Source organism: Bradyrhizobium oropedii (genome assembly GCF_020889685.1).
In the GTDB taxonomy this organism is placed as follows: domain Bacteria; phylum Pseudomonadota; class Alphaproteobacteria; order Rhizobiales; family Xanthobacteraceae; genus Bradyrhizobium; species Bradyrhizobium oropedii.
In genome coordinates this window covers 1-15,800 of the sequence record NZ_JACMYO010000194.1, presented here as the reverse complement: position 1 = coordinate 15,800, position 15,800 = coordinate 1, and the positions used below count along the sequence as shown (strand labels likewise).

Here is a 15,800-nt window from a genome sequence, read left to right as displayed (position 1 = left end):
TCCCGCCGGTCAATGGCGCGCCTGCGGCCAGGGTCGGCGCCACGCCGTCGGCCTTTCCGAGCAATGGTGCTGCCCCCATCGCGGGCGGCGGTCTGTCATCTCCGCCGCCCCCGCCCAGCGCGGAGGCAGGTGGCGCCGGCGAGGCCTGCATGAAGAATTTCGTCCCGCTGCGTGAGGAAGCGGAGAAGCGCGGCAAGGCGATCAAGACGGCGAGCGATCGGCACGCCAGCCCGCAGGAGGCCTGCAAGCTGATCGGCAATTACAGCCAGGCCGAGATCAAGATGATCAAATATGTCGATACCAACGCGGCCAAGTGCGGAATCCCGCCGCAGATCGCCAACCAGCTCAAGGACGGTCACAAGAATACCGAAGCGCTGCTGAAGAAGGTCTGCAACGTTGCGGAGCAGGCGGCGGCGCAGCCGCGCGGGCCGGCGGGGCCGTCGCTGAGCGACGTGCTCGGCTCGTCCGCCTCGCTGCCGGAAGCGACGCCGACCAAGAAGGGCGGCAGCACCTTCGATACGCTGAACGGCAACGTTCTCACCCGATAAGGGTCCACCGATGATTGAGCGCAGATGAGTGACGTTTCCGCCCGCGTTGCCGACTCCACAGGCAACTGGGTGGATACCCATGCGCCGGTCTGGTCGCGGCCCTATCTGCGGCTGGCGCGCTACGACCGGCCGATCGGCTCGTGGCTGCTGTTGATGCCGTGCTGGTGGTCGGCGGCCCTTGCCGCCGGCGTCGCGCACGATGTTCGCGCTCTGCCGCTCGTCGTCCTGCTGTTCTTCATCGGCGCCTTCGTGATGCGCGGCGCCGGCTGCACCTGGAACGACATCACCGATCGCGATCTCGACGCCAAGGTCGAGCGCACCCGGTCGCGGCCGATCCCGGCCGGACAGGTCACGGTGACGGGGGCGGTGGTCTTCATGGTGCTGCAAGCGCTGATCGGGCTTGCGGTGCTGCTGCAGTTCAACCGCTTCGCGGTGCTGACCGGCATCGCCTCGCTCGTGATCGTCGCGATCTACCCGTTCATGAAGCGGATCACCTGGTGGCCGCAGGTCGTGCTCGGTCTCGCGTTTTCCTACGGCGCGTTGATGGGATTTGCGGTGACGCTCGAACGCATCGATGGTGCGGCGATTGCGCTCTACGCCGGATCGATCGCCTGGGTGATCGCCTACGACACCATCTACGCCCATCAGGACGCCGAGGATGATGCACTGATCGGCGTCAAGTCCACCGCGCGGCTGTTCGGCGCGCGCACCCATCGCGCGCTGGTGATCTTCTATGGTCTCGCCGTGCTGCTGATCGGCGTGGCATTCGCGCTCGCCGGGGCGCGCTGGCCGGCCTGGATCGGCCTCGCCGCGTTCGCGCTGCATCTCGGCTGGCAGGTCCGCCGGCTCGACACCAGCGATCCCGCGCTCTGCCTGCGCATCTTCAAGTCCAACCGCGACGCCGGCTTCATCCTGTTCGCGAGTCTGATCGTCGACGCGGTGCTGCGGGCGGCGTAACTCTCATACCGTCGTCATGTCGCGAGAACGAGAAGTTGCGTCCTTTCGCGGGTGATGACACCGATGGTGTGGCAGTGGATCGCGAACCATCCCCACGTCGTCCCTGCGAAAGCAGGGACCCATAGCCACGAATGTCTGTTGGTTTGCTACGCTGGGACCACAGCTCGCTTCAACAACCCGACCCTGTGATTATGGGTCCCTGCTTTCGCAGGGACGACAGTAGTCGTGAGGCGCGGAGCGCGGCGAAACGAACTCAATTCCGCGCGATGATCTCACGCTCGTCGCGATGCACTCTGGCTTCGTTGAGCTGAACGCCGGCGCGGCGGCGGACCAGGAATTTCGGACGGCGGGCGCGGATCGCATTGCGGCGACGGCGGCGCGGGGCCGGCTGGCGCGGTGCCCGCTCGGTCAGCTGCGGCAGGCGGAAGATGTCGCTCCACGTCTGCCAGGCGGAGGTGATTTCGTCGGCGTCCGAACTGGAGCCGAGCGGAATGGTGAGCGCGGGATCGCGGTGAACCAGCACCAGCATCTGCGCGTCGTCGATGCCGCGCACGGCGACGCCGAGGAAATCGCTGACGCGAACATTGACCGCCATCCGCATGCCGAGAACGGCACGCCGCAGCACGACATGTTCGCGATGAAGCTCGACCTGCCGCGTGCCGCCATCCGCGCGCGCATCCTGCGCGTGGAAAGAGAGCGGAAGGGAAAGAGGGTCGAGCCGCAGTGCGCAGCTCGACCCGGCGGAATTGATTCCGCCTGTTGGTGTTTGACGCCTCAAAGCTCTGTCTCCCCGCCGGGATTATGTTCCCGGTCGATGTGTGAGAGCCTAGCCGAGCGATGTCCGTTCCGGCTTAAAAAGCCTGGTTAACCCCTCCTCACCTGACGCCATGATTGACAAGAGGTTGGCCCGCATGATTGACGAAGCCTTGCACCGATCACTCAAATCTTTGTTGCCTGCCGGTGCAAAGTGCTTGAAATCCCTGTGAAACCGGCACATCTGGTTAGGTCTGTCGACTTCGTTCCGGGCCCCCCTCAATCCGCAGGAATTCGTTCGTGAACTCTTCACCATCTGCATCGCGACACGGTGATACCTCCGATCTGTTCGACCAATCCGCGCTCAGCGACCTCGCGCAGCGTCTGGTCGATGCCGCCAAGCGCGCCGGCGCCGATGCGGCCGACGCCCTCGCGGTGCGCGGCGTCTCGCAGGGCGTCGAGGTGCGCGATGGCCGCGTCGAGGAAACCGAGCGCTCCGAAGGCGACGACGTCGGCCTCCGCGTGTTCGTCGGCCAGCGCCAGGCGGTGGTGTCGACCAACGACGTCAGCGGCGACGGGATCTCAAAGCTTGCCGAGCGCGCGGTGGCAATGGCGCGCGTCGCGCCCGACGACAAATATGTCGGTCTGGCCGATCCCGCGCTCCATGCGCATGATTTCCCCGATCTCGATCTGCTCGACCGCAAGGTTCCGACTACGGCCGAGCTCGAGCAGCGCGCCATCGAGGCGGAGGCTGCGGCGCTCGCGGTCAAGGGCGTCACGAAGTCCGGCGGTGCGTCGGCCTCGACCGGGATCGGCGGCATGGTGCTGGTGACGTCGACCGGCTTCCACGGTTCTTATCTGCGCTCCAGCCACGGCATCTCGACGACGGCGATTTCCGGTGAGGGCACCGGCATGGAGCGCGACTATGATTTCACCAGCGCGCCGCATGCGTCCGATCTCGATTCGCCCACGACCGTCGGCCGCAAGGCCGGCGAGCGCGCGGTGGCGCGGTCGAATCCGCGTAAGGTCGAGACCTGCAAGGTGCCTGTGGTGTTCGACCCGCGGGTTGCCGGCTCGATCGTCGGCCATCTGGTTGGCTCGATCAACGGCGCCTCGATCGCGCGCAAGACCAGCTTCCTGAAGGACAAGCTCGGCGAGCAGCTGTTCTCGAGGGACATCCGCATCATCGACGATCCCTTGCGCGTGCGTGGCCTTCGTTCGCAGACCTTCGATGCCGAGGGCGTCAAGGTGAAGCGGACGGCGCTGATCGACGAAGGCGTGCTCACCACTTGGGTGCTGGACTCGGCGACCGCACGCGAGCTCGGCCTGGTGACGACCGGGCATGCGCATCGCGGCGTGTCGTCCTCGCCGTCGCCGGGTACCTATAATCTGCATCTCGAGCCGGGTGCGGTGACGCCGAAAGAGCTGATCTCCGACATCAAGCAGGGCTTCTACGTCACCGACCTGATCGGTTCCGGCGTCAACGGCGTGACCGGCGATTACAGCCGCGGCGCGTCCGGCTTCTGGATCGAGAACGGCGAGATCACCTATCCGGTCAGCGAAGTGACCATCGCCGGCCATCTGCTGCCGATGTTCAAGTCGCTGGTCGCCGCCAACGATCTGGAGTTCCGCTACGGTGTCAATTCGCCGACGCTGCGCATCGAGGGCCTGACGCTTGGCGGACGCTGATACGGACGACTGGACCAAGGCGCGCGATGCCGCCTTGCTGACGCGATCGGTGCAGGAGGCGGGCCGGCTCGCGCTGTCGCTGTTCCGCACCGAATTGAAGAACTGGATCAAGGGCGCGTCCTCGCCGGTGTCCGAGGCCGACATCGCGGTCAACGACCTCCTGGAGCAGCAGCTGCGTTCGGCAACGCCTGCCTACGGCTGGTTGTCGGAGGAAAGCGTCGATAGCGAGAGCCGGCTCGGCAAGCGCTTCACCTGGATCGTCGATCCGATCGACGGCACCCGCGCCTATCTCGCCGGCCGCGAGGATTGGTGCGTCAGTGTGGCGCTGGTTGAAGATGCAGCTCCGGTGCTCGCTGCGGTGTATGCGCCGGTGAGCGAGGAGTTTTTCTTTGCCGCCCGCGGGCAGGGCGCCACCCTGAACGACAGCGCCGTGCACGCAACCACAGGCACCGATTTCAATTTTCCCCGCATGGCCGGACCGAAACCCCTGGTGCAACGGCTCAGCCCGACGTCGGACGAAATCACGCTGTATCCGCGGATCGGATCGCTGGCCCTGCGGTTGTGCCGCGTAGCACAAGGTCGACTTGACGCCGCCTTTGCTGGCGGGCAAAGCCGCGACTGGGATCTTGCCGCCGCGAGTTTGATCGTGCAGGAAGCGGGTGGTAAGATGACCGCGCTCTCGGGGGAAGCGATTGAGTACAATCGCCGGGAGGTGACGCATGGGGTGCTGGTGGCAGCAGGACGCGAACGTCATGCACGCATTGTCGAGCATTTTCGCAACCGTCCATTGCCGTGAGCTCCCGCCGATCCGCACCGCGTTTCCGATTGTGACGACCAGACCTGTTACGACAGACCTGTAACGACCAGACCTGTTACGACCAAGACTTCACTGCTTTGCCGGGCATCTCGTTAGGAAAACCACCATCATGTCAGACAATGCCCAGCCGCAGCTGCTTCACCTCGTCATCGGCGGCGAGTTGACCGATCTCGAGCACAACACCTTCAAGAATCTGGACGAGGTCGAGATCGTCGGCGTGTACCCGAACTATGCGACCGCCTATGCGGCCTGGAAGGCGAAGGCGCAGCAGACGGTGGACAACGCCCAGATGCGCTATTTCGTCGTTCACCTCCACCGGTTGCTCGATCCTGAGCAGGACACAAAGCACTCCCATTGAAACGACTTCTTCGCGATCTGCTGCGCAGCGGCTTCGTGCAGCGCGCGCTGGGTGTGCTTGCGGCCGAGTATCTGCGGCTGGTCTGGTACACCAACCGCTTCAGCTACCAGCCGTCTGACGTGTACGGGATCGTCGAGCCCTTGATGCCGGCGATCTTCGTGTTCTGGCACGGCCAGCACTTCATGACGCCGTTCATCAGGACCAAGGAGAGCTATCGCGCCAAGGTATTGATCTCTCGCCACCGCGACGGCGAGTTCAACGCCCTCGCGGTCGAGCGGCTCGGCATCGGCACCATCCGTGGTTCCGGCGACCATTCCGGTGCGTTCCATCGCAAGGGCGGCGTCGGCGCCTTCCTCGAGATGGTCCGGACCTTGGAAGACGGCTGCAACATGGCGACCACGGCCGACGTGCCGAAGCGGGCGCGGGTGGCGGGCCTCGGCGCCATCATGCTGGCGCGGGAGAGCGGCCGGCCGATTATCCCGTTTGCGATGGTCACCAGCCGATTCATCCGGTTGAAAAACTGGGATTCGACCACCATCAATTTGCCATTCGGGCGGGGCGCAGTGGTAGGTATTGAGCCGGTCTATGTGCCGCCGGATGCCGACGCCGCGACGATGGAAAAGCTTCGGCAGCAGGTGGAGGATCTACTCAACGAAGCGACCCGGCGTGCCTATGCAGCCGTCGGGCGGCCGGAGGCAGCGCTTGGCTAGCTCGCTACCGATGACGTTGCGCGTGTACCGCAAGCTGTCGTCTGCGATAGTGCCGCTCGCGCCTGCCTTGATCAAGCGGCGGCTCAGGCTCGGCAAGGAAGATCCTGAACGCATCGGCGAGCGGCGCGGCGTCAGCGCCGATACCCGGCCGCAGGGGCCGCTGGTGTGGATCCATGGCGCCAGCGTCGGCGAGGTGCTGGCGGCGGTCGGGCTGATCGAGCGGCTGCGCGCGCTCAATCTGCGCATCCTGCTCACCTCGGGCACGGTGACCTCGGCCGCGATCGTGGCCAAGCGCTTTCCGCCCGACGTGATCCACCAATACGTGCCTTACGACTCGCCGCGCTATGTCGCGCGCTTCCTCGATCACTGGCATCCTTCGCTGGCGCTGTTCATCGAGTCCGACCTGTGGCCGAACCTGATCCTGTCGAGTGCCGCGCGGCGGCTGCCGATGGTCTTGATCAACGGACGGATGTCGCAGCGCTCGTTCCCGCGCTGGCGCCGGCTTTCCAACACCATCGGGGCGCTGCTTGGACGGTTCGACATCTGCCTCGCGCAGTCGAACATCGATGCGGAACGGTTTGCCGCGCTCGGCAGCCACAACGTCGTCGTCACCGGCAATCTCAAGCTCGACGTCGCGGCGCCGCCGGCCGATCCGGCCAAGCTGGAGCGGCTGATGTCGGTGACGCGCGGCCGCGCGATCGTGGTTGCCGCGTCGACCCATCCGGGCGAGGAAGAGATCCTGATCGAGGCGCACAAATCGCTCGCCAAGTTCTTCCCCGGGCTGCTCACGGTGATCGTGCCGCGGCATGCCCATCGCGGCGAGGCGGTCGCACAACTCGTGACCGACGCCGGCCTTCGTCCCGGCCTGCGCTCGCATGAGGATCTGCCGGTCGCGACAACCGATATCTATGTCGCCGACACGATGGGTGAGCTCGGACTGTTCTATCGCCTCGCGCCGATCGTGTTCATGGGCGGCTCGCTGGTTGAGCATGGCGGCCAGAATCCGATCGAGGCGATCAAGCTCGGCGCCGCGATCGTGCACGGCCCACATGTGTTCAATTTCACCGAGGTCTATGAGGCGCTCGATCGTGCCGGCGGCGCCCGGCGTACGGACGACCGGGACGCGCTGGTCAAGCAGCTTGGTCAGTTCCTCGCCGATCCCGCCGCGCGCGATACCTCGCTGGCCGCCTCAGAGCGCGTCGTCGAACAGCTCGGTGGCGCGCTGGAGCGCACGGTGACCGCTCTCGAGCCCTATCTGTTGCAGTTGCGGCTCGAGATGGGAGCCGCCAATGCGTGAGCCGGCCTTCTGGCACCGGCCGTCGTCTTGGATCGCGTCTCTATTGAGCCCCCTTGCCGCGCTGTACGGCGCGGTCGCCGCGCGGCGCATGCAACGCCCCGGTATCGATGCCGGCATCCCCGTGATCTGCGTCGGCAATTACCATGTCGGTGGCGCCGGCAAGACGCCGACGGTGCTGGCGCTGGCAAAATTGCTGCGCGAGCTCGACGAGCGGCCGGTGGTGCTCAGCCGCGGCTATGGCGGCAGGCTTGCCGGGCCGGTCAAGGTCGATCGTAACAGTCAAACCGCGGCCGATATCGGCGATGAGCCACTGATGATGGCGGCGACTTTGCCGGTCGTGGTGTCGCGCGACCGTGCCGCTGGCCTGGCGCTGGCGCGCGCGCAGGATGCGAGCGTGATCCTGATGGATGACGGCTTCCAGAATCCCTCCGTGGCGAAGGATTGCTGCCTGATCGTGATCGACGGCAGGCGCGGCGTCGGCAACGGCCGCGTCATTCCGGCAGGCCCGTTGCGCGCGCCGCTGCCGCTACAGCTCACACGGACCGACGCGCTGATCGTGGTCGGGGAGGGGAGCGCGGCGCAGACCATTGCGGCTGATCTCGCGTCCCGCGGCAAGTCGGTGTTGTCGGCGCGCCTGAAGCCGGACCAGACCTCGCTGGCGGCGTTGAGCGGGATGCGTGTGCTCGCCTTCGCCGGCATCGGCGATCCCGCACGCTTCTTCAATACGCTGCGGTCAAGCGGCGTCGATGTGGTGCGCCAGACGGCTTTCGCCGATCATCATGCCTTCACGAAGGACGAGATCGAACAACTTGTTGCCGCGGCGAGAGCTGACGCCCTGACGCTGGTAACGACGGAAAAGGATCTGGCGCGGTTGCGGGGGCCGGACGGCATGCCGGCCTGGGCGCAGGCGATCGTGTCGTTCGCGGTGACGCTGCAATTCGAGGACAGCGATGCGCTGCGGCGCCTCGTCACCGATCAGTTGTTCAAGGCGCAGGACAGGAGGCTGCGCAAGTGAACCCGGCCCTGCGCTTAAGCCTGCGGCTTGACCACGCCGGGATGGTGGCGCTGCAACACGGCGGTCGGGGTGGCGTAGGCCTCCTGCAGGTCGACGCTCCAGTACTTCAGCTCGTCGAGCGGGATCCGGACGTCGGTGATGGCACAACGCACAAAGGTGCCGGGCGAGATCACGCGGAAATCGCCGTCGAGATATTGCACCTGCGCCTCGCCATGGCCCGAGGGACCGAACTTGTTCAGCACGTTTGAGCTCTCCGCCTTGCCTCTGACGAGGCAGCCTTAAATGTTCATGAAGCCGTCTATCACAGATAGGGTGTCATGTCCGCCCGTTAAACCACCGACTTGTGATGATTTGGCGGCGGACGTGCATGGTAGCGTTGCAGCCGTGGTTCGCTGTGTTTGCAGCGCCATAACGAGCCGGCCGGATCGGATGCGCCTCAAGTCAGTTTTCATGTGCCTCGCCATGCTTGCCGTGCCGGCCGCGGCCGCGGCGCCGCTTCCGGCCCCGCACCAGGTCGAGATTCCCGAAGGCAATGTCACGCTGCACGCGCAGCTCTACCGGCCCGATGGCGACGGGCCGTTCCCGACGGTCATTGCGCTACATGGCTGCGGCGGTCTCGCCGGCCGTTCCGAGCAGGTCGCACCGCGCTATCGCGACTGGGCCGAGCAGTTGCTGATGGCCGGCCATGCGGTGCTGCTGCCGGACAGCTACGGCTCGCGCGAGCTCGGTCCGCAGTGCCGCATCAGGGAGCATCAGGTCCAGACCCGCCGCGCACGGGTCGCCGACATCAATGCGGCACGGCAGTGGCTGGTGCAGCAGAAATGGGTGGCGAAGAGCCGCATCAGCCTGATCGGCTGGGGCAACGGCGCCGCCGCCCTGCTGTGGGCGGTGCGGCCGCAAATGTCGTCGCGCAACGTCGATCCGGATTTTCGTTCAGCGGTCGCGTTCTATCCGGATTGCCGCACCTCGTTCGGCCTCGGCTGGAGCGCGCGGGTGCCGACGCTGGTGCTGATCGGCGCGCGCGACGATGTGACGTCGTCATCGGCCTGCCACCAGATGGTCGACGGCGCGCACGGCCGCAGCGCGCTCGCAAAGATCGTGGTCTATCCCGACGCCTATCACGACTTCGATCGCGCCAATTTGCCGCTGCACGCGGTCGCGGCCTCCGATGTCGATGTCGCCGAGCGTGGCCATATCGGCACCGACGCGGATGCGCGCAAGGATGCGCAGAAGCAAGTCGCCGAGTGGCTGTCGCGCTAGAGCATGATCCGGAAAAGTGCGCAGCGGTTTTCCCTCGCGACAAACGCGGAGCGTTTGCGCGGAGATCATGCTCCAAAGAAAATCAGAACAAGCTGCCCTGATCGACCGGCTTGGTGACGCGCTTCGGTGCCGCCGGTTTCGTCTCGCGCGGCTGCGGCTTCGGCGCGCTCTCAGGCGTTACGGTCGCCGCAGGCTGATCGGCGCTCGCGGTGGCGGCGACGCGACCGTCGGCGAACTCGATCGACAGGCTGGCGTTCGGGCCGACTGCGGCGGCGGAATGCAGAGCATGTCCGTGCTCGTCGCGCACCAGCGCAAAGCCGCGCGCCAGCACGCCGCGATAGGACAGCGCCGACAGCAGCTGGCTGCGATGGGCAACCCGCGCCTCCAGCCGCTGCAGTGTCGTCAGCAGCGCGCGGCGGGCGCGCTCGGCGAGGCGGTGGGTGCGCTCCAGATCACGGGCGATCGCGTTGCGCTGGGCCTGGGCGTTGGCAAGCTTCGAGGCCTTGAGGCGGATCTCGAGCCCGCTGAAGCGCTCGCGACGGCGATGCAGCAGTGCGCGCGCCGACAGCGTGATGCGTTCGCCGGATGCGGTCAGCCGCTGCCTGGCGTGCGCGACCTGGCCGCGCAACACGCCGATGGTGAGGCGCGAACTGCTCGCGGCGAAGCGGCGGAAATGCGCGTGCGTATTGGCCTTCAACCCGCGCGGCAGACCGGCTGCAAGATGGTCGAGCCGCTGTCTGGGGATCGCCAGCAATTCGTTTGCCGCCGGCAGCGCGCGCGCCGCGGCGCGCAGCTCGGTGCGGCGGGCCTCCTGGGCGCGCTGCCAGCACACCATCGTGCGCCGGGCGAGCCCCTGAACCTCGACGAACAGCTCGCTCCGCACCGGCACCGCCATCTCGGCGGCGGCAGTCGGCGTCGGCGCGCGCTTGTCGGCGACGAAGTCGATCAGCGTGATGTCGGTCTCGTGGCCGACCGCCGAGATCAGCGGGATGTGGCTCTCGGATGCGGCGCGGACCACGATCTCCTCGTTGAAGGACCACAGGTCCTCCAGCGAGCCGCCGCCGCGCGCGACGATCAAGAGATCCGGCCGCGGAATCCGACCGCCCTCCGGCAACGCGTTGAAGCCGCGGATCGCGGCCGCGACCTGCTCGGCCGAGCCCTCTCCCTGCACCTTGACCGGCCAGACCAGCACGCGGCGGGGGAAGCGGTCCTCCAGCCGATGCAGGATGTCGCGGATCACGGCGCCGGTCGGCGAGGTGACGACGCCGATCACCTCGGGCAGCCAGGGCAACAGCTGCTTGCGGGCTTCGTCGAACAGGCCTTCGGCCGCGAGCTTCTTCTTGCGCTCCTCCATCAGCGCCATCAGCGCGCCGACGCCGGCCGGCTCCAGCGAATCGATGACGATCTGGTACTTCGAAGAGTTCGGATAGGTGGTCAGCTTGCCGGTGGCGATGACCTCGAGGCCCTCCTGCGGCTTGAAGCGCATCCGGGCATGGGCGAACTTCCAGATCACCGCCTCGATCTTGGCGCTCTCGTCCTTGAGGGCGAAATAGCAGTGGCCGGAGGAGTGGGGCCCGCGAAAGCCGGAGATTTCGCCGCGGACGCGGACATGGCCGAACCGGTCCTCCACCGTCCGCTTCAGGGCGGAGGAGAGTTCCGAGACGGTGAATTCAGGTGCGTTGACGAGATTCGGAGCAGCGGTCATCTGGCCTATAGAATCGGGGTTTTCGACCCCGTGTGCAAGGTCCGGCCGCCTCGTTTCCGGCGTCGAATCACATATCCACATCTGATCGAACCGCGTGTTGCTGCGGTCGGCGAGCGTGCTAAACCGGACCAAACGGCGTTACAACCCCTCTAATCGGCGACACAGATGAACATCCTCCTGCTCGGTTCCGGCGGCCGCGAACATGCGCTGGCTTGGAAGATCGCCGCGTCCCCGCTGGTGACGAAACTCTGGTGCGCGCCGGGCAATGCCGGGATCGCGCGCGAGGCCGAATGCATCGCGCTCGATGTCGCCGACCATGCCGCCGTGATCGAGTTTTGCCGACGCAATGCAGTCGATCTGGTGGTGGTCGGCCCGGAGACGCCGCTCGCCGCCGGGATCGTCGATGACCTCGACGCGGTCGGCATCAAGGCCTTCGGGCCGAGCAAGCAGGCTGCGCAGCTCGAGGGCTCGAAGGGTTTTACAAAAGACCTCTGCAGCGAGTTCGACATTCCGACCGGCGCCTATCGCCGCTTCGACAACGCGAAGGATGCGGTGGCCTATGTCCGCGCCCAGGGCGCACCGATCGTGGTCAAGGCCGACGGGCTCGCGGCCGGCAAGGGCGTCGTGGTGGCGCAGACGCTGTCTGAAGCTGAAGCCGCCATTGCAATGATGTTCGAGGGCGCCTTCGGCTCGGCCGGCGCCGAGGTCGTGATCGAGGAGTTCTTGTCTGGCCGCGAGATCAGCTTCTTCGCGCTCTGCGACGGCGAGACTGCGATCCCGCTGGCGACCGCGCAGGACCACAAGCGGGTGTTCGATCACGATCAGGGTCCGAACACCGGCGGCATGGGCGCCTATTCGCCGACGCCGTTCGTGACGCCTGAAATCCACGACCAGATCATGGCGCGGATCATCCTGCCGACGGTGGCCGGAATGAAGAGCCGCGGCACGCCGTTCAAGGGCGTGCTCTATGCCGGTGTGATGCTGACCGCGCAGGGCCCAAAGCTGTTCGAATACAATGTCCGCTTCGGCGATCCCGAGTGCCAGGTGCTGATGCTGCGGATGATGTCGGACATCGTGCCGGCGCTGCTCGCCTCGATCGACGGGCAGTTGAAGAACTTTGATCTCCGCTGGTATCCGGACCCGGCGCTGACCGTGGTGATGGCGGCCAAAGGCTATCCCGGCGACTACGTCAAGGGGACGCGGATCGATGGGCTCGATGACGCCGCCAAGGTCGAAGGCGTCGAGATCTTCCACGCCGGCACGGTGGCGAAGGATGGCGCAATCCTTGCCAACGGAGGCCGCGTGCTGAACGTCTGCGCGATGGGCAAGACGGTCACCGAGGCGCGCGACCGCGCCTACCAGGCCGTCGATCGCATCAAGTGGCCCGACGGCTTCTGCCGCCGTGACATCGCCTGGCAGGCGGTGGAGCAGGAAACAGGGAAGGTTTAGCTCGCCACGTCATTGCGAGGAGCTCGCGACAAAATTGCAAAGCAATTTTGCGCTGGAGCGACGAAGCAATCCACTTCTCCCCTTGCGGCGAGATGGATTGCTTCGCTTCGCTCGCAATGACGATTAGCTACAGCAAATCCCCGCCCGCCGCGCTTGCGGTGGTGCCGTGCTCGCGGAACGCCTTGATGACGTTCTTGCCGATCTTCCACTTGTGCACTTCGTCGGGACCGTCGACCAGCCGCTGCGAGCGCACCTGGGTGTACCATTTCGCCAGCGGCGTATCCTGGCTGAAGCCGAGCGCGCCGTGGAGCTGGATCGCGGTGTCGATCACCTTGTGCACCATGTGGGCGTGGAAGATCTTGGCGATCGAGTTTTCCTGGCGGATGTCGAGGCCCTTCTCCGCCTTGTAGGCGATGTGCAGCAGCATCAGCCGGCCGATATAGAGCTCGCTCGCGCAGTCGGCGAGCATGAACTGCACCGCCTGCCGGTCCGCCAGCAGCTGGCCGAAGGTCGAGCGCTTGGTGACGTGGGCTGCCGCCATGTCGAGCGCGCGCTGTGCCTTGGCGACGTTGTGCATGCCGTGGCGCAGCCGGCCGTAGGCGAGGCGGTGCTGGCCCATGTTGAAGCCGTTGCCCTCGCCGCCGAGCAGATTGTCGGCGGGCACCTTCAGATCCTTGATCTCGATCTCGGAGTGGCCGCCATGGATCACGTCGTCATGCGGACCCTCGATCGCCATGTTGGCGACGTTGCGCTTGATGCGGTAGCCGGGGTTGGGCAGCTCGACGATGAACGTCGAATACTGCTTGTGGCGCGGCGCGTTCGGATCGGTCTTCGCCATCACCAGCGCCATGTCGGCGACGCTCGCCGACGAGGAGAACCATTTCTCGCCGTTGAGGATGTAGTTCTCGTTGCCGTCCTTCACCGCCGTGGTCTGCATGCCGGTGGCGTCGGCGCCGGCGGCCTTCTCGGTCATCGAGAAGCAGATCCGCTTCTCGCCGTTCAGCAGGGGTTTAAGGAATTTTTCCTTCTGGTACTCGGTGCCGTGCGCCAGGATCGTCATCATCGACGCATCGTCCGGTCCCTGCGTGTTCATCGAGAGCGCGCCGAGCATGCTCTCGCCGAGCTCCATTTGCACCAGCGCATTGGCGAGCGGGCCGAGGCCCATACCGCCATACTCCTTCGGCACGAAGGGACACCACAGGCCCTGCGCGCGAGCCTTCTTCCGCAGCGGTGCCAGCACCTCGGCAAGCGGCTTGGTGTCGAGTTCCTTTTCCGCCGGAATGCACTCGTCGTGGACGAATTTGCGCACCTTCTCGCGGATCGCCTTGGCCTCGGCGGGAATCTCAAAATCGATCGACATGGCACTTCCTCGTTTCGTGTTGTTGTTGGCAGGACCTCAGGATGGCATAAACCAGGCCAGCGGCAACGCCGAACAAAGTTTGAAGCACGGCGCACGCGACCGGGAGGAGCCTCCGATGCCTGATCTCGCTGATCTTTTTCCCGGCTATGAATCCAGATGGCTCAACACCTCGCAGGGCCGCATCTTCGCCCGCGTCGGCGGCAAGGGCCCGCCATTGCTGCTGCTGCACGGGTTCTCGTCGACCCATGTGATGTGGCACACGGTGGCGCCGAAACTCGACGACAAGTTCACGCTCGTCATCGCCGACCTGCCGGGCTACGGCTGGTCCGATATGCCCGACAGCGACAAGGACCATACGCCCTACACCAAGCGGGTCTGGGCGAAGACCATGGTTGAGGCGATGGAGCAGCTCGGTCATGTGCATTTCGCGCTCGCCGGTCACGATCGCGGCGGCCGGGTGTCGTATCGGCTCGCGCTCGATCATCCCGGCCGGCTGTCGAAGCTCGCGGTGCTCGATATCGCGCCGACTTATGACTACTGGCAGAAGCTCAATCGCCTCTCGGCGCTGAAGATCTATCATTGGGCGTTCCTGGCGCAGCCCTATCCGCTGCCCGAGACGCTGATCTCCAACAATGGCGAATTCTTCCTCAAGGAGAAGATGGCGAGCCAGACCCGGACCAAGACGCTGGAGGCGATCGATCCACGCGCGCTCGCGCATTACCTGGCGCCGTTCCGCGATCCCGCGCGCATCCACGCGATGTGCGAGGACTACCGCGCCGGCGCCTATGCCGATTATGAGATCGACAAGGCCGATGTCGATGCCGGCAAGAAGATCACGATCCCGATGCTGGCGCTGTGGGGCGATGCCGGCGTTGCCAGCGCCGCAACGACTCCGCTCGACACCTGGAAGAATTGGGCCACCAATGTCAGCGGCGCGCCGGTGCCGTCGGGGCATTTCCTGCCCGAGGAGGCGCCCGATGTGACCGCGAAGCTGCTGCGGGAGTTTTTCCTGGCGGGTTAGTCGTCATTGCGAGCGAAGCGAAGCAATCCATCTGTCCCCGCGCTGAGGCGTGGATTGCTTCGCTTCGCTCGCAATGACGAGGAGAGAGCTGCGTAGCCCGGATGCAGCGAAGCGAATCCGGGGAGGTTTCCACGGATGCTTGATCCCGGATTGCGCGGCGCTGCATCCGGGCTACGGGATCGCTAGCGCCGTTCTCTGAAGAACTCCCGCAACAGGCGCCCAGCCTCGGTCTCTCCCACCGCGCCGTAGATCTCCGGCACGTGGTGGCAGGTCGGCTGTGCGAAGAACCGCACGCCTGACTCGACCGCGCCGCCCTTCGGGTCGGCGGCGCCGTAATACAGCCGGCGGATCCGGGCAAAGGAGATCGCGCCGGCGCACATGGTGCAGGGCTCCAGCGTGACGTAGAGGTCGCAATCGACCAGCCGTTCGGTGCCGATGGCCTCTGCCGCCTGTCGGATCGCCAGGATTTCGGCATGCGCAGTGGGGTCGCGGTCGGTCAGCGTCCGGTTACCGGCCGCAGCGATCACCTCGTAGCCCCGCACAATCACGCACCCGATCGGAACTTCGCCCGATTTTCCGGCATTTTCGGCGGTTTTCAGCGCCAAATCCATGAAAGAAGGGGCCGACATGCCTCGTATCATCGGAAGAAACCTGCTACTAGCTTCGCCTTCAGCAAAAGTGGATGCCGGTTTTGCGTCAAGCGCGCTGCCAAGAGGGCGCGTACGACCGGTTGGCCCTTGCACCCCAATTGAACGCCCAGGCGAGAACATTCATGCCCCGCGATAGCGACAAACACAACGATTCCCGCGGCCGGCGTGATCGGCCCGGCGGTGGCCAGGGTCGGGCCGGCGGCGGCAAGGG

At 65.7% G+C, this 15,800-nt stretch carries 17 protein-coding genes; 11 read left to right on the top strand and 6 right to left on the bottom strand.

The window, feature by feature from the left end; genetic code table 11:
• Together H8A95_RS35500 and ubiA are read left to right on the top strand one after the other, a co-directional pair.
• The coding region (locus tag H8A95_RS35500) for a hypothetical protein (protein WP_229187352.1) at positions 1 to 548 on the top strand (548 nt) is incomplete at its 5' end.
• Positions 549 to 572: 24 nt separating this feature from the next.
• The gene (ubiA, locus tag H8A95_RS35495) at positions 573 to 1,505 is read left to right on the top strand and encodes a 4-hydroxybenzoate octaprenyltransferase (protein ID WP_229187351.1); all 933 of its coding nucleotides are present in this window, start codon (positions 573 to 575) and stop codon (positions 1,503 to 1,505) included.
• 253 nt (positions 1,506 to 1,758) lie between these two features.
• On the opposite strand, the gene H8A95_RS35490 is transcribed toward ubiA, so the two are convergent.
• Positions 1,759 to 2,283 (bottom strand): DUF6101 family protein, encoded by a 525-nt coding sequence (locus H8A95_RS35490; protein ID WP_229187350.1) that lies wholly within the window; start codon positions 2,281 to 2,283, stop codon positions 1,759 to 1,761.
• Positions 2,284 to 2,558: 275 nt separating this feature from the next.
• Between H8A95_RS35490 and H8A95_RS35485 the strand changes: the two genes are divergently transcribed.
• The 6 genes from H8A95_RS35485 (at position 2,559) to lpxK (ending at position 8,144) form a co-directional block, all read left to right on the top strand.
• Positions 2,559 to 3,947 (top strand): TldD/PmbA family protein, encoded by a 1,389-nt coding sequence (locus tag H8A95_RS35485; RefSeq protein WP_229187349.1) that lies wholly within the window; start codon positions 2,559 to 2,561, stop codon positions 3,945 to 3,947.
• Positions 3,934 to 4,743, top strand: a complete 810-nt coding sequence (locus tag H8A95_RS35480; protein WP_229187348.1) for an inositol monophosphatase family protein — start codon at positions 3,934 to 3,936, stop codon at positions 4,741 to 4,743. Before H8A95_RS35485 ends, H8A95_RS35480 begins: the two co-directional genes overlap by 14 nt.
• 130 nt (positions 4,744 to 4,873) lie before the next feature.
• A complete protein-coding gene (locus H8A95_RS35475) occupies positions 4,874 to 5,122 on the top strand; it encodes a DUF4170 domain-containing protein (RefSeq protein WP_016848023.1) in 249 nt (82 codons plus the stop codon).
• Positions 5,119 to 5,832 carry a lysophospholipid acyltransferase family protein gene (locus H8A95_RS35470; RefSeq protein ID WP_163155235.1) on the top strand — a complete coding sequence of 238 codons (714 nt, stop codon included), beginning with the start codon at positions 5,119 to 5,121 and terminating at the stop codon, positions 5,830 to 5,832. Before H8A95_RS35475 ends, H8A95_RS35470 begins: the two co-directional genes overlap by 4 nt.
• Positions 5,795 to 7,129 (top strand): 3-deoxy-D-manno-octulosonic acid transferase, encoded by a 1,335-nt coding sequence (locus H8A95_RS35465; RefSeq protein ID WP_229187353.1) that lies wholly within the window; start codon positions 5,795 to 5,797, stop codon positions 7,127 to 7,129. Before H8A95_RS35470 ends, H8A95_RS35465 begins: the two co-directional genes overlap by 38 nt.
• Positions 7,122 to 8,144, top strand: a complete 1,023-nt coding sequence (gene lpxK / locus H8A95_RS35460; RefSeq protein ID WP_229187347.1) for a tetraacyldisaccharide 4'-kinase — start codon at positions 7,122 to 7,124, stop codon at positions 8,142 to 8,144. Before H8A95_RS35465 ends, lpxK begins: the two co-directional genes overlap by 8 nt.
• A 14-nt stretch (positions 8,145 to 8,158) precedes the next feature.
• On the opposite strand, the gene H8A95_RS35455 is transcribed toward lpxK, so the two are convergent.
• Entirely contained in the window at positions 8,159 to 8,386 is a 228-nt protein-coding gene (locus H8A95_RS35455; RefSeq protein WP_163155239.1) for a DUF2093 domain-containing protein, read from the bottom strand.
• A 187-nt stretch (positions 8,387 to 8,573) separates the two neighbouring features.
• On the opposite strand from H8A95_RS35455, the gene H8A95_RS35450 reads away from it, so the two are divergent.
• The gene (locus H8A95_RS35450) at positions 8,574 to 9,404 is read left to right on the top strand and encodes a dienelactone hydrolase family protein (RefSeq protein WP_229187346.1); all 831 of its coding nucleotides are present in this window, start codon (positions 8,574 to 8,576) and stop codon (positions 9,402 to 9,404) included.
• 82 nt (positions 9,405 to 9,486) lie between these two features.
• Here the strand turns inward: H8A95_RS35450 and xseA are convergent, their stop codons facing one another.
• On the bottom strand, positions 9,487 to 11,109 hold the full coding sequence (gene xseA, locus H8A95_RS35445) for an exodeoxyribonuclease VII large subunit (protein ID WP_229187345.1): 1,623 nt from the start codon (positions 11,107 to 11,109) through the stop codon (positions 9,487 to 9,489).
• 165 nt (positions 11,110 to 11,274) lie between these two features.
• Here xseA and purD point away from each other — a divergent pair, with 165 nt between their 5' ends.
• A complete protein-coding gene (gene purD / locus H8A95_RS35440; RefSeq protein WP_229187344.1) occupies positions 11,275 to 12,558 on the top strand; it encodes a phosphoribosylamine--glycine ligase in 1,284 nt (427 codons plus the stop codon).
• Between the two features lie 127 nt (positions 12,559 to 12,685).
• Here purD and H8A95_RS35435 read toward each other — a convergent pair whose 3' ends face one another.
• On the bottom strand, positions 12,686 to 13,918 hold the full coding sequence (locus H8A95_RS35435; protein WP_097671618.1) for an acyl-CoA dehydrogenase family protein: 1,233 nt from the start codon (positions 13,916 to 13,918) through the stop codon (positions 12,686 to 12,688).
• Positions 13,919 to 14,033: 115 nt separating this feature from the next.
• Here H8A95_RS35435 and H8A95_RS35430 point away from each other — a divergent pair, with 115 nt between their 5' ends.
• Positions 14,034 to 14,939, top strand: a complete 906-nt coding sequence (locus H8A95_RS35430) for an alpha/beta fold hydrolase (protein WP_229187343.1) — start codon at positions 14,034 to 14,036, stop codon at positions 14,937 to 14,939.
• A gap of 182 nt (positions 14,940 to 15,121) precedes the next feature.
• Here the strand turns inward: H8A95_RS35430 and H8A95_RS35425 are convergent, their stop codons facing one another.
• Positions 15,122 to 15,580, bottom strand: coding sequence for a nucleoside deaminase (locus tag H8A95_RS35425; protein ID WP_229187342.1), 459 nt, complete (start codon positions 15,578 to 15,580; stop codon positions 15,122 to 15,124).
• The coding region (locus H8A95_RS35420; RefSeq protein WP_229187341.1) for a hypothetical protein at positions 15,577 to 15,800 on the bottom strand (224 nt) is incomplete at its 5' end. The genes H8A95_RS35425 and H8A95_RS35420, both read right to left, overlap by 4 nt.